The organism is Erythrobacter sp. (genome assembly GCA_019739335.1).
Classification (GTDB): Bacteria; Pseudomonadota; Alphaproteobacteria; order Sphingomonadales; family Sphingomonadaceae; genus Alteraurantiacibacter.
Window position 1 is genome coordinate 2440665 of sequence record CP073261.1, and the last position, 15292, is coordinate 2455956.

The window sequence follows — 15292 nt, forward strand, 5'->3', positions numbered from 1 at the left end:
CAAGGGATGATCGCAAACATTGCTTGTGTTCACGCCTGAGGGAAGCAATCATGGCAACAGGTAAAGCTGGGGGGCGGCGAGATGAAGAATTTCCTGTTGGGTGCTTTGGCGATGCTGGTCCTGCTCGCAGGCGGCTATTCCATCTCCATGATGTTGATTCCGGGCGAGGAGGCCAGTGCTTCCGTCGCGGGCGACGATCCGCCCAAGGACACGCGGGTGGCCGCCATGGTCAGGACCAATGGCAATGGCGGGACGCTGGTGTTTATCGGGGGCGAGAACGCGGTGGCGAAGACACTGGAAGCAGCGGAAGAAGCGGAAGCTTCTGCGAATGCCGCGACGCCCCCAGCAACCACCGACTCCGATCCCCGGCCTGCTCCCGCCGTTACCGCCACAGCTACTGCCGCCCCGGGAGATCCCCCGCCACCACGCGGGGTTTGCATAAGCGGGCCATATACCGTGTACTTCGATTCCGACAGTTCCAGCGTCAACGCCAGTGCTGCCGAAACGCTCAACCGGGTCGCGCAGCATTATCGGCTCAATTGCCAGGGAGCCAGTGTCTCGCTGGCGGGCCACACCGACGAGGGTAGTGGCCGTCGCCAGGCTGTTCGCCTGTCAGAACGGATGGCGGCCAGCGTGGCGCAGTATCTGGGTTCGCGCGGGGTTCCGAGTGGCTCGATTTCAAGCGAGGCTTTCGGTCGGTCGCAGCTTCGGGTGGCGACAGACGAAGACGCGAGTGACCCGCAGAACCGGCGGGTAGAGATTACTTTCGGTCGCTGACGCCCAAAGCAATGGGCAGGGTTGCTAGACCGCCTGCCCCATCCACACCGGGCGGTTCGCATCGCCGCCTTCGAACATCACCCAGACGCGGCTGCCGGGGGACGGCAGATTGGCCCCCCGCAGCGCAGCGTTGGCACCGCCCGGCAGGCAGGCTTCCGCCCAACTCGATTGCAGGCCAACGCTGGGAACACTTACCTTGACGCGGGATCGGGCCTGCGGGTCCATGCTGTCTTCGACATTCGCACGATACAGGCCCGCATAGGTCATTCAGCCGCCTCCTTCAGCGCCGGATCGAGATGCCACGCGGGCGGCTCCTCCAGCCCGCGCAGCCGCGCCGACTCTTCATACATGTAATCGCGGGTCATGGGAATTGCGGTGCGATCCTTCACGTAGAGAATCTGCCAGTTGATCATATTGCCGTTGCGGAAGCTCTGTTCCGCGCCCGCCAGGTAGAACAGCCACATGCGGTAGAACACCTCGTCGTACATCTCGACGATCTCGTCCTTGTGCATGACGGTGCGGTTGTACCATTCTTCCAGTGTGTAGCAGTAGTGGAAGCGCATCGCCTCCACGTCCATCACCTGCCAGCCATACTGCTCGCTCTGCGTGACCAGTTCCGACAGCGCGGGGATGTAACCGCCGGGGAAGATATACTTGCGGGTCCAGGCGTCGGTGAAGCCCGGACGCCCTGCACGACCGCAGCAGTGGCTGAACATCACCCCGTCCTTCTTCAGCAGCCGATTGGTGTGCTCGAAGAATTGCGGATAGTGCGGCGTGCCGACATGTTCCAGCAGTCCGACACTGGTGATCCGGTCGAATTTGCCCTCGACCTCGCGGTAATCCATCAGCGCGAACTTGACCTTGTCGGACACCCCGGCTTCCGCAGCGCGTTCCTTGCAGAAGGCGATCTGGTCTGGCGCCAGCGCCACGCCGAGCACCTCGCAACCATAGGTGCGGTGCAGATAGAGCGCGAGGCCACCCCAGCCGCAGCCGATATCCAGCACGCGCATGGAGGGGCCGTTTTCGGGCGTGATGTTGAGCTTGGCGGCGATATGCGCCTTCTTGTCGAGCTGGGCTTTTTCCAGGCTGTCGTTCAGATCGCGGTGGTACCCCATCGTGTATTGCCGGCCTTCGTCGAGGAAAAGCTCGTAGAGCCGCCGGGTCAGGTTGTAGGTATGCTCGGCATTCTTGCGCGCCTTGCCCGGCAGGTTGATGCTGTCGGCCTTGGCGATCGACTTCTGTATCGCGGTGCGGATCGCCCCGCGCGGCTTGAGCGGCGTGTCGCCCAGCTTCTTGGCGTTCTGGGTGACATAGAGGATCATGTCGCGGATATCGTGCGGCTCTTCAACAACCAGCCAGCCCCACATGAAGGCTTCGCCCGCCCCGCACTGCGGATAGCGAGCGATGTGGTTGGCGGCCTTCTTGTCCGTCAGGCGGACCTTGATCGGCCCGCGATCCATCCCGTGCAGCGTCGGATCGACGCCGGGGCCGTATTCGTAAACCTTCCCATCGTAATCGGTGATGACCAGCCGGCCGCGCTTGATTGCTTTTTGCAGGAATTTGTCGAGCAGCCACATAAGGCTTACGTCTCCACGATTAGTGTTGTCCCAATATCAGCCCAGGGGTTTGCGCAGCGATTGGCGCGAAGTCAATTCTGGGATAAAGTCATCCCCATGAGCGAAGCCAAGACCAGGCCCACATCAGAGACGGTGGAGCAATTCATTGCGGCGGTAGACCACCCCGGCAAACGCGCCGATGCGGAAGTGCTCGATGCCCTGTTCCGCAATGTTACGGGGGAGGAGCCGCAGATCTGGGGGCCGTCCATGATTGGTTACGGCAGCTATCACTACAAGTACGACAGCGGTCTCGAAGGTGACTTTTTCCGAACCGGCTTCAGCCCGCGCAAGGCCAAGCACTCGATCTATCTGACGGGTGGGTATTGTGACGAGCAGACGGGCCAGAAGAACGCCGAATTGCTGGCGCGGCTGGGCAAGCATTCGACGGGCAAAAGCTGTCTCTACATCAACAAACTGGCCGACGTGGATTTGGGCGTGCTGGAGGAACTGGTGCGGCTGAACTGGGACGCGATGAACAGGCTTTATCCATCCGCGTGACTATCAGATCCCGGCATACCATTGGTAGCCATGGTGATCTTCCCAATAGCCGCCCTTGCCTTCACCGATTTCGTCGAGTCTGGCCACCAGTTCGATCCCGGTGAGATACTTCGCATGTTTGTAGCCAAGCTGCCGTTCCAGTCGCAGCCGTAGCGGCGCTCCGTTGATGACCGGCAGCGGCTCGCCGTTGAGCTGGTGCGCGACGATGGTTTGCGGATGCAGCGCGTCGTCGAGATCGCAGCTTTCGTAGTAGGCTCCTTGCGCGAAACTGTCGGCGCAACGGAATATCACGAAGCGTGCTTGGGGCTGCACCCGCGCCGCCTCGAGAATGCTGGATAGCTGCGGCCCGGTCCATTCGCCGATTGCGCTCCACCCTTCGACGCAGTCGTGGCGGGTGATCTGGGTGCGCTGGGGGAGGGCGCGAAGGTCGTCCAAGCTCAGGTCCAGCGGATTGTCCACCAGCCCGCCGACCGACAGCCGCCAATTGGCGAACCCCTCCGCCTCTGATGCACGATAGGCATCGGTATCCACCGTCTGGTTGCCGTTGCCGCGAAAGAACGGCGAGATGTCGCTTCGGGCATATTCGGGGGCCATTGGGATGCGCCCGATGCCGAGCGCGCGGTGCAGGCCGCGATGCCAGCCCTCCACCCCATCGACCAGCTTCTCGAACCAAGGGGTGTCACCAATCTTGGTGCACCCCGCGAGGAAGGCCGCTGCCCCCGCGACGAGGAAATTGCGCCGCTTCATGGCTCTTTCCCCCCGGTAATCATGTCCCGCACCTGCCCGAAGGGGCCGGACAACAGCACCAGCGCTACATGAACCACGAAGAAGCCGAACAGCAACCAGGCGGCAATGAAGTGCAGCGAGCGGGCGCTTTGCCGACCGCCGAAAATGTCGGTCAGCCACGGCCAGGCGGCTTCCATGCCGGGGCTCATCACCATTCCGGTGAAGATCATCAGCGGCAGCAGCACGAACACCACGCCCGCATAGGCGATCTTCTGGAGGATGTTGTACTTGCCGTCACCGTGCTCAAAATTGAAGCGCAGGTGCTGCTTCACATCGTGCCACACGTTAGACGGCTTCCATGCGCGCGCGCGGGCGAACAGGTCGCGGACCATGTGCCCGTTGAGCAGCGCCGCGATCATGAAAGCGAGCAGGCTGAAGCCGAAAACCAGCGCGAACAGCACGTGCCAGTCACGCGCTCCCGCCAGACTGTAGTAATTGGGGATCGTCATCCAGCCGGGGAATCGCGGCACCGCCAGCCACGCCTGTTCGGGCGCGAAGCCCCAGTCGCCCCAGTAGAGATAGCGGTGGGCGTTCGAGATATTCAGCCCACTCATGAACAGGATGATGATGCTGACGGCGTTGATCCAGTGCCACAGCCGGGTGCTGAGCGCGTGCCGCTTTCTCGGTTTGGCCGCATCGTTCATCCGGAGCTTCCCCCACGTTCGAGATAGATCACATCGCGGTCTTGACGCAGCAAGTGCTGGCCGGAATCGACGAACACCGATTGCCCCGAGGCCAGCGGTCCCTCCGCCAGGAACAGGGCAGCTTCTGCAATTTCCGTTACGTTTGTGCGACGCTGGAGCAGGTTCAGCCGGTGTGAGCGCTCCGCCTCGTCCTCGGTCTGGTCATGACTGGGCAGGATGGCGCCGGGAGCCAGCGTATACACCCTGTCCTCACCCGCGCATGCCATACCCAGCATCCGCGCGGCCACCTCGGCAGCGGCCTTGCTCATGGTGTAGCTGAAGAAATCGGGATTGAGGTTGGCCAGCTTCTGGTCCGTCACCTGCACCACGCGCCGACCTTTGCGGCTCCTCGCATGGGCAAGGTAGGCCTGCGCCATCAGCGCGGGAGTGGCAGCGTTGATCGTCATCGCCCGTGCATTCGCTGCCGGATCGAGCGCGGTTACATGGTCGAGTTCGAACACCGAGGCATTGTTGATGAGACAGCGCCAGTCCTCCAACTGGGCGGCGAGTTCCCGCACCAGCGCTTCGGCTGCGCGTGTATCGGCCAGGTCGCACTGCACCACTTCGGCATCGGGGAGGGTGTCCGCCAGCTCCTGCGCCGCTTCGGTCGAGCGATTGGCGTGGATCACCACGTGCCAGCCGGCATCCGCAAACCGCTGGCAGATCGCCTTGCCCACACGTTTCGCACCGCCGGTGACGAGGACAGACTTGCGCATCAGCGAAAAATGGACAAAGTCAATGGAACGGGCGGGGACATACCCCACGATAGAAACATGCGCGGGGCACGCAATACCCGCGTTGGGAGAGGTTTGCATGATACGCAAGGCGATGATCGCTTGCACGGCTGTTCTTTTGTTCGCGAGTGGTTGCGCTACCGCGCAGGATGCGCCCGCACCGCAGATCACTCCGCCGCCCGGTCCGCCGCCTTTCCAGAGTGCTGCGCTTGGTGAAGGGCCGTGGGACTACGAGACAGCGCAAGCGTCGATCCACGCCGAAGTGCTGGTGCGCGGGTTGGAGCGGCCTTGGGGCATGGTGTTCCTGCCCGAAGGCGGGATGCTGGTGACCGAACGGGTCGGACGGCTGCGCCATATCGATGCAGCAGGCAATCTCGATCCCGATCCGATTACCGGACTGCCCGCCATGTACACGGTGGGAATTGCCGGACTGAAGGGCATTGCCCTGCATCCCCGATTCGCCAGCAACCGGCTGGTCTACATGGCCTATTCCAAGATCGATCCTAACGATCCGAGCGTCTCCACACTGGCAGTGATGCGCGGGCGATGGGAGGCTGGGTCGCACGAACTGACGCAGGTGGAAGACATCTTCGTCGCCAATACCTGGTACGGGGCGATGCCGCTGCCGGAACGCTGCTGCGGACAGGGACCGGCCTTCGGTTCCTACGGCGGGCGTATCCTGTTCGATGCCGATGGCTACCTGTTCGTTTCCAGCGGCGATCGCAACTGGGGCGAACGGGTGCAGGACCCGGCGAACCAGTATGGCAAGATTTTCCGGCTGAACGACGATGGCTCGGTTCCACCCGGCAACCCGTGGGTAGGACGCGAGGGGCATGAGCCGCGCACCTGGTCCACCGGCCATCGCAACCCGCTGGGCCTGACGATCAATCCCTTCACCGGAGAGCTTTGGGAAAGCGAATTCGGCCCGCGCGGCGGGGACGAAGTCAACCGCATCCTCCGCGGCGGCAATTACGGCTGGATGAGCGTGACGCAGGGCCAGCATTACAACAACGAACCCGCCGCAGGCGTGCGCGACGTGGCGGGCATAATCGATCCGGTTCTGGTGTTCGGCCCGCCGAGCTTCAATCCTGGCAATCTTGCCTTTTACGCGGGCGAGGCCTTCCCCGACTGGAACCGCGACCTCTTGCTCGCCAGCTTCACCCAGGGAGTGCTGCGCTACGAAACCGATGCCATGGGCAGTCCGGTGGGCGAGCCGGAAGTGCTGCTGCGCGAACTCGGCCAGCGCTGGCGAGATGTGCAGGTGGGACCAGACGGGGCGCTCTACCTGCTGACCGACCAGGTGGACGGCGCTCTGGTGCGCGTCACACCGCGCGGTTAATCGCTTTCCGGCACCTTTCCGCGCAACTCCGCCAGCCACACATCGGCCACCGAATCGCTCGGCGCGCGCCAGTCTCCGCGCGGGGAGAGCGCGCCGCCCGCGCTCACCTTCGGCCCGTTGGGCAAGGCGCTGCGCTTGAACTGACTGGTCTGGAAGAACCGCAGGAGGAATTTCTCCAGCCAGCCGCGAATGGTCGCCAGATCGTAGGCGTTCTTCTTCGCGTGAGGGAATTCGTGCGGCCATTCCCCTTCCGCGGCGTCCTTCCACGCATGCCAGCACAGGAAGGCGACATGGCTGGGCGAATGACCCCAGCGGATCACGTGGTGGAGGAAGAAATCGTTGAGTTCGTAAGGGCCGATGATGCTTTCGGTCGACTGTATCGCGCCGTCCTCGCCGGGAGGGACCAGTTCCGGACTGATTTCGATCGACAGGACTTCTTCGAGCGCCGCGTCGACCTCGGCATCGAACTGCTCGCTGCGGATCGCCCAGCGGATCAGGTACTGGATCAGCGTCTTCGGCACGCCCGAATTGACCGCGTAATGGCTCATCTGGTCGCCCACGCCATAGGTGCACCAGCCCAACGCCAGTTCGGACAGGTCGCCGGTGCCGATCACGAAGCCGTGATGATGGTTGGCCAGCCGGAACAGGTAATCGGTGCGCAGTCCCGCCTGCACGTTCTCGAAAGTCACGTCGTGCACCGGCTCGCCGTCAGCGAAGGGGTGGTTCATGTCGGCGAGCATCTGCCGCGCGGCGGGGCGGATGTCGATTTCCTCCGCCGTGATCCCGAAGGCGCGCATCAGCTTCCACGCGTTTGATTTCGTCCCTTCCGAAGTAGCGAAACCGGGCATGGTATAGCCGTGGATTGTGCTGCGCGGCAGGCCCAGCGTGTCGCAGGCCTTGGCCGCCACGATCAGCGCATGGGTCGAATCGAGCCCGCCCGAAATGCCGATCACCAGCGCCTTCGATCGCGTCGCCATCATTCGGCGCATCAGCGCATCGACCTGGATGTTGAACGCCTCGTAAGCGTCCTGATCGAGCTTTTCGAGCCGGTTGGGGACGAAAGGGAAACGGCGGATGGCCCGCTTCAGCCCGATATCGCCTTCGGCACAAGCGTGTTCGAAGCCGATAGTGCGGAAGCTGTCCTCGGGTCGCCCGGCATCTTCGGCGGCATCGTTGAAAGTGCCCATCCGCATCCGGTCGTTGAGAATGCGCGCGGTATCGACATCGGCCAGGCACAGTTCGGGCTCCAGCTCGAACCGGACGCTTTCCACCAGCAGGTCACCCAGTTCGTAGATCATGCCCTGGCCGTCCCAGCTCAGATCGGTCGTGCTTTCGCCAAAGCCGCTGGCCGAATAGGCGTAAGCGCAGACATTGCGGCTGGAACTGGAGCGGCAGAGCATGTGCCGCTCGTCCGACTTGCCGATGGTGATGTTGCTGGCCGAAAGGTTGAGCAGGATCGTCGCGCCGGCCAGCGCTGCCATGGTGCCGGGCGGGGTGGGGCTCCAGAAATCCTCGCAGATCTCCACGCCGAAAGTGAAGCCGGGCAGATTGCTCGCGGCGAAGATCAGGTCCACACCGAACGGCACTTCTTCGCCGTTCACGCCGATCCACAGGTTCCGGCACTTGTTGCCGCGCGCGAACCAGCGCTTTTCGTAGAATTCGCGGTAATTGGGCAGGTAGCTCTTGGGAACAGCGCCAAGAATTTCGCCCTGCGCGATTACCACCGCGCAGTTGTAGATCCGCCCGTTCCGCCGCAGCGGGGCGCCGATCACAAGCACGGGTGTCAGGTCCTCGCTGGCCGCGCGGACGTTCTCGATCCCGGCCTCCACCGCTTCGAGCAGCGCCGCCTGGATGTGCAGGTCATCGATCGCGTAGGACGATACGGTCAGTTCGGGATAGAGCAGCAGGTCGACGTGGCGCTCATGCGCGGCCTGCGCCTGATCGATGATCCCGGCCACATTGTAGGTGACGTCGGCCGTGCGGGTTTTGGGAGTGCTGGTGGCGACGCGCACGAAGCCGTGCATGTGCATGTCGAAGAAGGGGTGCGTCCGTTCGGTCATGTTCCGGCATTAGCGCAGAATTGCGACCTGTGCGTAAAAAGCGAAGCAATCTATGCGAAAAACGCCACTGCTCGGAGGGGAAGAGAGCAGTGGCGCTATTTCGTCATTTAGGAAGAGCGCTTAGCGACAGCGCGCTTCACCCCGGTCGATCTCGCGGCCCAGCAGGCCACCGAGCGCGGCACCGAGGATCGTGCCGACGGTGCGATCGCGTCCGCCGTCGATCTCGCGGCCGAGCAGGGCTCCGCCGGCAGCGCCGATGATCAGGCCGGTGGTGCCATTGTCACGCTGGCAGTAATAGCGGCCATCGTTGCCGCGCCAAACGCGGTCACCACGGTTGATGCGACGCGGTTCGCGGTAGCGGCCGTAGTCGTCATAGCGGTCATTGCGGGCATGGCGCCGATCGCGGCGATCGCGACGTTGGTCGCGGCGGTCGTACCGATCATACCGGTCGTAACCGCGATCATTGTCGCGATAGCCGTGCGCGGGTGCCCAGGAAGGGGGGCCGCCCTGCGCCATCGCGGGCGCGGCGGGGAGGGCCAGCGAGGTGGCCGCGGCTAATGCAAGCAGGGTCTTGTTCATGGCGTTTCTACCTTTCCGATTCGGGCATTTGTCTGGTTGCCGTCATTGGTTATCGTTCAGGTAATCCCAACCGGAGATGAACGCTTCGTTGGGAATCCCATTCAGGGACGAACCGTTCACCTGTTGCGGTCAGCCGTGCTTGCGGGTGATGAGCGAGATCCAGTCACGTACCGTGCCGTCTGCGCCTTCGCCGGTCCATGTCTTGTCCTTTTCGATCAGGAAGCCTGAGTCGCGATATGCAGCGGCTATCCAGTCGGGATCGGGGAAATTGTGCAAGCGACCCAGCAGATCGCGCCCTTCGCCGTCACCGAGCTTGAAGCTGGCGTAGTGCCAGCTGTTGGGGCGCAAGGCGCGCTGGATCGCTGCGAGCACGTCTGGCAGGTCCGCCCTGGGAACGTGCAGCAGGCAAGCGTGCGCCCAGACCGCGTCGTATCGCTCGATCGCCACCAGTTCGTCGAACCGCATCTGTCGCGCGCCAACGGCGAAGCGCTCATTCGCCTTGCGCACCATTGCCGCAACGCCGTCTGTCGCATAAACGCGGAAGCCGCGCTCCACCATCCGCGCCGCATCCCGCCCGCCGCCGCAACCGAGTTCGAGAATTTCTGCGCCCGGCTCCAGCAGGTCGAGGAACGCGTCGAGATGGCGGCTGGGCGCCTGCCCGAAGCTCAGCGTGTAGCGCGGTGCGGCTTTCTCGTAGTAGGCGAGGGTGGCCGGATCACTCACCGGTGGCGAGCGCCAGTGCCTCGCGATCGACCTGCGCGCGGCTCTTCTTCTCGGCGGCGGTTTTCAGCTGGCCGCAGGCGGCATCGATATCGCGCCCGCGCGGAGTGCGGACAGGGGCGGAAATGCCGCCTTCGAAAACGATTTCGGAAAACCGCCTGATCCGCGCAGGAGTGGAGCACTCGTATGGCGTGCCCGGCCACGGATTGAACGGGATCAGGTTGACCTTCGCGGGTAGCTTGTAGGCCTTCAGCAGCCGCACCAGCTCGCGCGCATCGGCATCGCTGTCGTTCTTGTCCTTCAGCATCACGTATTCAAAGGTAATCCGCCGCGCATTGCTGGCACCGGGATAGTCGGCGCAGGCCTGAAGCAGTTCCTCGATCCCGTACTTGCGGTTGATCGGCACGATCTCGTCGCGAATGTCCTTGGTGACGGCGTGGAGCGAGACGGCGAGGTTTACTCCGATTTCCGTGCCGCAACGGCCCATCATCGGTACCACGCCGCTGGTGGAAAGCGTGATGCGGCGGCGCGACAGGGCCAGCCCGTCACCATCCATCACCAGCTTGAGCGCGCCTTTGACGTTGTCGAAATTGTAGAGCGGTTCGCCCATGCCCATCATCACGATGTTGGTGAGGAGGCGGCCATCGGCGGTGTAGTCGCTGCCATCGTCGTCATCCCACGCATCGTGATCCCCCGCGTAGGCGGGGGTCTCAGGAGATTCAGCACCAGTTGACCTGAGGTCCCCGCCTGCGCGGGGACTCGGATGACTGGAGTTGCCCGCCTTGGGCCACTCGCCCAGTGCATCGCGCGCCAGCATAACCTGGCCGACGATCTCGCCCGGCGTCAGGTTGCGCACCAGTCGCATCGTTCCGGTGTGGCAGAAGGTGCAGTTGAGCGTGCATCCCACCTGGCTGGACACGCACAGCGTGCCCCGGTCCGCATCGGGAATGAACACCATTTCGAAATCGTGCCCATCGGCGGTGCGCAGCAGCCACTTGCGCGTCCCGTCGGTGCTGTGCTGCGCCTGGACAACTTCGGGCCGCCCGATCACGAACCGCTCGGCCAACCATGGCCGCATGGTCTTGGCGATGTCGGTCATGCCGTCGAATTCGGTGACGCCGCGATGATAGAGCCAATGGAACACCTGCCGTGCGCGCAGCTTGGCCTGCTTCGCGTCGAGCCCGGCTTCGGCGAAGAGGTCGGCGATCTGCTGGCGGGGCAGGCCGATCAGGTCCACGCGGCCATCGGCGCGCGGCGTGATGTCACGCGCGACGGGAACCGGGTCCACTTGCCCCGGAATGCTCATGAGTGTCGTATCGGTCATGGGAGCCGCGCATATAAGCGAGAGCGGCCACTTTGCAAAGGCAGTGGCGGTTGAACAGATTATGGACTGGCGAGCGCGCGCGAACAGCTCCTCAGTCGCTTTCGTTCCTCCGGCTTGCCGTAATCGGAGCACCCCCTGTCGCATCATTATGTTGCTGATACGCAACACCTTTCGCGTTGTATGAGGTTCATGAAACAGAGCTTCTCCTGCCGCATTCTGCTGTTCCACGTCCGGACGATTTGGCCGGACGGCAAACACATGGAGTATTTATGAAAAAGGGTTTCGCACTCATCCTCGCGTCGGGTATTGCAGCTTCGCTGGCGGTTCCCGCTGCGGCACAGGACAATTCGCCTTTTACCGGCCTTCGCGTCGAAGGCGTGGGCGGTTTCGACATTTCGCAGGCCGGCAGCAGCATTGATAACGACATGAACGAAAACGATGACCAGAGCGCCGAAGGCTTCGTCTACGGCGTGGGCGTCGGCTATGACATGGCCGTCGGCGGCGTCGTCCTCGGGCTCGAAGCTGAACTGACCGATTCGACTGCCGATGCCGAATTCAACGAAGACGGCGATTTCGGCAACTTCGGCCTCGGCCGCGTTGGCGCAGGTCGGGACATCTACGTGGGCGCCCGGGCGGGCATCCTCGCGACTCCGAGCACGCTGGCCTACGTCAAGGGTGGCTATACCAACGCCCGGTTCGACACCCTTGCCAGAGATGGAGAGACCGAACTCAGCCGCAACGTCGACACCGACGGCTTCCGCATCGGTGCCGGTGTCGAGCAGGCAGTCAGCGAAAATGCCTTCGTGAAGGTGGAGTATCGCTATTCCAATTACTCGGATGCCGAAGTCAATTACGAGGATAGCTCCGATCCGCTGCGCGAATTCGATATCGACGTTGATCGTCATCAGGTGATGGCGGGCGTTGGCCTGCGCTTCTGATTTCGGTCAGATCGTCGAGAAAGGGCCGGGGGAGCAATCCTCCGGCCCTTTTTGTGCGCCCAATAATAAGGCGGTTCAGGAGCGCCGCGCACAACCCACTGCAGCCGCATCGATGGCTGTGGCCGCGCCATCGAGACTGTAGCGATCGGTAAAGCGATTACCGCGCCTGTCGGAGGCGCTCACGCTCATGCGGCTGGCCGAGCGCATCGCGGCGACGATAGCGGCATCGGCGCGGGCATCGGTGGCCCAGGCATCGCCGTCACCAGCGGTAAGAGTAAACCGTTCCCCGCCAATGGCGAGCTGGACCCGGGGGCTGTCGGCCAATTCCCGGCTGAGACGGAAGTGCACTTGTGCGCGAATGCTTCGAGACGGCCAATTGCCGACGCTGGCGAAGGGCTGGAAGTCCCGCCGCGCACTGCTGCTCTCCGCTTCTGCAATGGCATAGCAGCGCGGCACTTCCGGATCGCGGAAAGCACCCCAATCGCCGAACACGCCCAGACTGTCGCGCGCCCAGAGCGGAGCGGAGGACAGGAGCAGCAGGAGGGGAAGCAGGCGCAGCACGGGCACCACTTATAGGGGACGCGGAGGACTGGGCGGAACCCCGAAAATCGACAGCGGCATTGTCCGGTTTTTCTGGCGCATTTTGCGCATTTATCCTACACCCTTCTGGACGGAGGGGGTTCTCCTGAAAACCCGACAACAGAAAGGCGCCACCCGGCAAAGTGCGGTTGGCGGTGAGAGAAATGAGCCTGCTTGCCGATCACAACCTGCCCTTCGCGATTGCCGCGGGGGCCATGCTGTTGCTCGGCCTTTTGCAGGTGATCGGGCTGGGGGATTTCGATTTCCTCGCCGATGCGGATGTCGATGCGGACGGCATGGCCGACCCCACCTCCGCAGGACTGGGCGGGGCGCTGGCGACATTGCTCGGACTTGGCAGGGTGCCGTTTTTCGTCTGGCTGATGGTTTTCCTGCTGCTGTTCGCGGTGATCGGGCTGGGCGTGCAGGGCTTTGCTGAAGAACTGACCGGCGCGCCGCTCTACGCCTGGCTTGCCGCAGTGATCGCAGGCGGCGCGAGCCTGCCATTCACCTCCGCCCTGGTGCGCCCGCTGGGGCGGATCATGCCACAGGACGAGACGAGTGCCGTGGGGCTCGACAGCCTGGTCGGGCGGCGCGCGCAGATTACTGAGGGTAAGTCGGCGCGCAATTCGCCTGCCCGCGCGCGCGTCCACGATCGCCACGGCCTGGCGCACTATGTCATGGTGGAGCCGCACGAAGATGCCAGCGTGATCCCGGCGGGCGACGATGTGCTGCTGGTGCGACGCGAGGGGGAAAAGTTTTTCGGGGTACCTTTGGCGGAACGTAGTTTGGCCCCGCTCAACTGAGCAAGGTCAGTATAAAAGTTTGAAAGCGAGGAGACGACATGGAATTTCTGTTCGACGCCGGAATGATCGGCATTGTCCTGTTGGTAGTCGCGGTCCTCGCGATCCTCATGTTCCTCGCCAAGCTATACCGGCGGGCCTCGAAGGAAACGGCCTTCGTGCGCACCGGCGTGGGCGGCGAAAAGGTCGTGATGAACGGTGGCGCACTGGTGCTGCCGGTGTTCCACGAAACCATGCCCGTCAACATGAACACACTGGTGCTGCCGGTGATCCGCCGCGACAGCGAGGCACTGATCACGCTCGATCGCCTGCGGATCGACGTGAAGGCCGAATTCTACGTCCGTGTGCGTCCCGATGCGAGCGCGATTGCGATGGCGGCGCAGACGCTGGGCCAGCGCACCATGCAGCCCGAAATGCTCAAGGATCTGGTCGAAGGCAAGTTCGTCGATGCGCTGCGCTCGGTCGCGGCGGGGATGACGATGAACGAGCTGCACGAACAGCGCGCCGACTTCGTGCAGAAGGTGCAGCAGGTCTCCTCGAACGATCTCGCCATGAACGGGCTGGAGCTGGAATCGGTCTCGCTCACCGGGCTCGACCAGACCTCCATCGAGCACTTCAACGCCAACAACGCCTTCGACGCCGAGGGCCTGACGAAGCTGACCGAGCAGATCGAAGCGCGCAAGAAGCTGCGCAATGACATCGAGCAGGACACCCGCGTGCAGATGGAAACCAAGAACCTGGAGGCGGACCAGAAGAGCTTCCAGATCAAGCGCGATCAGGAATATGCGCGGCTGGAGCAGGAGCGCGAGGTGGAAATCCGCCGCGCTTCGCAGATGTCTGAAATCGCCAGCCAGCAGGCCGAGCGCCAGCGCGAAGCCGACGCGGCGCGGATCGAAGCCAAGAAGCAGGTCGACGCGCAGCAGATCGAGGCCGACCGCTTGGTGGAGGAAGCCCGCATCGATCAGGTTCGCGCGCTCGAGATCGCCCGGCAGGAACAGCAGATCGCGGTGCAGAACAAGAGCCGCGAGGAAAGCCAGGCGCGGGCCGAAGCCGACGAAGCGCGCGCATTGGCTGTGCAGGCAGAGGAGCAGGTCGCCACAGCGCGTGAAAGCGAGATCGCCGAGCGGCAGAAGAAGATCGAGCTGATCGAAGCCGCCAAGATCGCCGAGCGCGATGCGATCAAGATCAAGGTAGAAGCCGAGGCAGAAAAGGACGCTGCCACCAACCGCGCCGCCGCTGTCAAGTTCGAAGCCCAGGGTGAGGCCGATGCCGAGAAGCTGCGCGCCGATGCTGCGCGCGTGCGCTTCGAAGTCGAGGCGGCGGGCCAGCGGGCCATCAACGAGGCAGCGAACATCCTCTCGATGGAGCAGATCAGCCTGCAGACCAAGCTGGCGCTGCTGAAAGTACTGCCGGAAGTGATCCGCGAAAGCGCGAAGCCGATGGAAGCCATCGATTCGATCAAGATCGTGCAGGTCGATGGTCTGACCCAGCGCACCGGCCCTGCCGGTTCTGGCAACGGCAGCGGTGCGGGCGGCGGATCGGGCAATCTGGCCAACGACGCGGTAGCGGCAGCGCTGGCTTATCGCGCGCAGGCGCCGGTGCTGGACGGACTGATGAAGGAACTTGGGCTGGACGGAAGCTCGCTCGGCAAGCTGGTGGAAGGCGCGGCGCTGAGCCATTCGGCAGTCATGCCATCGCTGGCGGACGTCGAGGATACGCCGAGCCTGTTCTCGCCGGAAAAGCCACGCGGCCGGGCGAAGAAGGCTGACGACGCAGACCAAACGGAGGTCGCCGAATAGACCTGACGATAGAATCCAAGAATGGGGGCGCTGGATCGTGCCAGCGCTCCCTTTTTTGTA

The 15292-nt window shown here is 63.3% G+C and carries 16 protein-coding genes; 6 read left to right on the top strand and 10 right to left on the bottom strand.

All coding sequences use genetic code 11. From position 1 onward, the window contains the following. The first annotated feature begins 81 nt into the window (after positions 1 to 81). Positions 82 to 777 (top strand): OmpA family protein, encoded by a 696-nt coding sequence (locus JY451_12025; protein QZH74399.1) that lies wholly within the window; start codon positions 82 to 84, stop codon positions 775 to 777. A 24-nt stretch (positions 778 to 801) separates the two neighbouring features. Here the strand turns inward: JY451_12025 and JY451_12030 are convergent, their stop codons facing one another. Together JY451_12030 and JY451_12035 are read right to left on the bottom strand one after the other, a co-directional pair. Then, on the bottom strand, positions 802 to 1044 hold the full coding sequence (locus JY451_12030) for a hypothetical protein (GenBank protein QZH74400.1): 243 nt from the start codon (positions 1042 to 1044) through the stop codon (positions 802 to 804). Further along, positions 1041 to 2354, bottom strand: coding sequence for a class I SAM-dependent methyltransferase (locus tag JY451_12035; protein ID QZH74401.1), 1314 nt, complete (start codon positions 2352 to 2354; stop codon positions 1041 to 1043). Before JY451_12035 ends, JY451_12030 begins: the two co-directional genes overlap by 4 nt. 96 nt (positions 2355 to 2450) lie before the next feature. Here JY451_12035 and JY451_12040 point away from each other — a divergent pair, with 96 nt between their 5' ends. Continuing rightward, entirely contained in the window at positions 2451 to 2891 is a 441-nt protein-coding gene (locus JY451_12040; protein ID QZH74402.1) for a DUF1801 domain-containing protein, read from the top strand. A gap of 3 nt (positions 2892 to 2894) precedes the next feature. Here JY451_12040 and JY451_12045 read toward each other — a convergent pair whose 3' ends face one another. Genes JY451_12045 through JY451_12055 form a run of 3 tightly spaced genes read right to left on the bottom strand, consistent with a single transcriptional unit; the run spans position 2895 to position 5076 of the window. Next, on the bottom strand, positions 2895 to 3638 hold the full coding sequence (locus JY451_12045) for a molybdopterin-binding protein (protein QZH74403.1): 744 nt from the start codon (positions 3636 to 3638) through the stop codon (positions 2895 to 2897). Next, on the bottom strand, positions 3635 to 4321 hold the full coding sequence (locus JY451_12050; protein ID QZH74404.1) for a cytochrome b/b6 domain-containing protein: 687 nt from the start codon (positions 4319 to 4321) through the stop codon (positions 3635 to 3637). Before JY451_12050 ends, JY451_12045 begins: the two co-directional genes overlap by 4 nt. Then, entirely contained in the window at positions 4318 to 5076 is a 759-nt protein-coding gene (locus JY451_12055) for an SDR family oxidoreductase (GenBank protein ID QZH74405.1), read from the bottom strand. Before JY451_12055 ends, JY451_12050 begins: the two co-directional genes overlap by 4 nt. 97 nt (positions 5077 to 5173) lie before the next feature. Between JY451_12055 and JY451_12060 the strand changes: the two genes are divergently transcribed. Further along, a complete protein-coding gene (locus JY451_12060; protein QZH74406.1) occupies positions 5174 to 6433 on the top strand; it encodes a PQQ-dependent sugar dehydrogenase in 1260 nt (419 codons plus the stop codon). Here the strand turns inward: JY451_12060 and JY451_12065 are convergent. The 4 genes from JY451_12065 to JY451_12080 form a co-directional block, all read right to left on the bottom strand. Further along, positions 6430 to 8493: an NAD(+) synthase gene (locus JY451_12065; protein QZH74407.1), complete on the bottom strand. Its 2064-nt coding sequence runs from the start codon at positions 8491 to 8493 to the stop codon at positions 6430 to 6432. The genes JY451_12060 and JY451_12065 overlap by 4 nt on opposite strands. Positions 8494 to 8613: 120 nt before the next feature. Beyond that, a complete protein-coding gene (locus JY451_12070; GenBank protein QZH74408.1) occupies positions 8614 to 9072 on the bottom strand; it encodes a glycine zipper 2TM domain-containing protein in 459 nt (152 codons plus the stop codon). 129 nt (positions 9073 to 9201) lie between these two features. Beyond that, positions 9202 to 9795, bottom strand: a complete 594-nt coding sequence (locus tag JY451_12075; GenBank protein QZH74409.1) for a methyltransferase domain-containing protein — start codon at positions 9793 to 9795, stop codon at positions 9202 to 9204. Next, positions 9788 to 11116, bottom strand: a complete 1329-nt coding sequence (locus JY451_12080; protein ID QZH74410.1) for a 23S rRNA (adenine(2503)-C(2))-methyltransferase RlmN — start codon at positions 11114 to 11116, stop codon at positions 9788 to 9790. Before JY451_12080 ends, JY451_12075 begins: the two co-directional genes overlap by 8 nt. Before the next feature lie 269 nt (positions 11117 to 11385). Between JY451_12080 and JY451_12085 the strand changes: the two genes are divergently transcribed. Continuing rightward, positions 11386 to 12054, top strand: a complete 669-nt coding sequence (locus JY451_12085; GenBank protein QZH74411.1) for a porin family protein — start codon at positions 11386 to 11388, stop codon at positions 12052 to 12054. A gap of 75 nt (positions 12055 to 12129) precedes the next feature. Here the strand turns inward: JY451_12085 and JY451_12090 are convergent, their stop codons facing one another. After that, positions 12130 to 12615 (bottom strand): hypothetical protein, encoded by a 486-nt coding sequence (locus JY451_12090; protein QZH76708.1) that lies wholly within the window; start codon positions 12613 to 12615, stop codon positions 12130 to 12132. Between the two features lie 182 nt (positions 12616 to 12797). Here JY451_12090 and JY451_12095 point away from each other — a divergent pair, with 182 nt between their 5' ends. Together JY451_12095 and JY451_12100 are read left to right on the top strand one after the other, a co-directional pair. Further along, complete coding sequence (locus JY451_12095; GenBank protein ID QZH74412.1) at positions 12798 to 13436, top strand: YqiJ family protein; 639 nt, start codon at positions 12798 to 12800, stop codon at positions 13434 to 13436. A gap of 38 nt (positions 13437 to 13474) precedes the next feature. Next, positions 13475 to 15232 (top strand): flotillin family protein, encoded by a 1758-nt coding sequence (locus JY451_12100; protein ID QZH74413.1) that lies wholly within the window; start codon positions 13475 to 13477, stop codon positions 15230 to 15232. The last annotated feature ends 60 nt before the right edge of the window (positions 15233 to 15292 follow it).

Bases quoted from the DNA above. Each gene is read 5' to 3' on its own strand.
- JY451_12040 (QZH74402.1), top strand. From the start codon at position 2,451: ATGAGCGAAGCCAAGACCAGGCCCACATCAGAGACGGTGGAGCAATTC.
- JY451_12030 (QZH74400.1), bottom strand. From the start codon at position 1,044: ATGACCTATGCGGGCCTGTATCGTGCGAATGTCGAAGACAGCATGGAC.
- JY451_12035 (QZH74401.1), bottom strand. From the start codon at position 2,354: ATGTGGCTGCTCGACAAATTCCTGCAAAAAGCAATCAAGCGCGGCCGG.
- JY451_12055 (QZH74405.1), bottom strand. From the start codon at position 5,076: ATGCGCAAGTCTGTCCTCGTCACCGGCGGTGCGAAACGTGTGGGCAAG.
- JY451_12095 (QZH74412.1), top strand. From the start codon at position 12,798: ATGAGCCTGCTTGCCGATCACAACCTGCCCTTCGCGATTGCCGCGGGG.
- JY451_12045 (QZH74403.1), bottom strand. From the start codon at position 3,638: ATGAAGCGGCGCAATTTCCTCGTCGCGGGGGCAGCGGCCTTCCTCGCG.
- JY451_12025 (QZH74399.1), top strand. From the start codon at position 82: ATGAAGAATTTCCTGTTGGGTGCTTTGGCGATGCTGGTCCTGCTCGCA.
- JY451_12060 (QZH74406.1), top strand. From the start codon at position 5,174: ATGATACGCAAGGCGATGATCGCTTGCACGGCTGTTCTTTTGTTCGCG.
- JY451_12050 (QZH74404.1), bottom strand. From the start codon at position 4,321: ATGAACGATGCGGCCAAACCGAGAAAGCGGCACGCGCTCAGCACCCGG.
- JY451_12100 (QZH74413.1), top strand. From the start codon at position 13,475: ATGGAATTTCTGTTCGACGCCGGAATGATCGGCATTGTCCTGTTGGTA.
- JY451_12070 (QZH74408.1), bottom strand. From the start codon at position 9,072: ATGAACAAGACCCTGCTTGCATTAGCCGCGGCCACCTCGCTGGCCCTC.
- JY451_12085 (QZH74411.1), top strand. From the start codon at position 11,386: ATGAAAAAGGGTTTCGCACTCATCCTCGCGTCGGGTATTGCAGCTTCG.
- JY451_12080 (QZH74410.1), bottom strand. From the start codon at position 11,116: ATGACCGATACGACACTCATGAGCATTCCGGGGCAAGTGGACCCGGTT.
- JY451_12065 (QZH74407.1), bottom strand. From the start codon at position 8,493: ATGACCGAACGGACGCACCCCTTCTTCGACATGCACATGCACGGCTTC.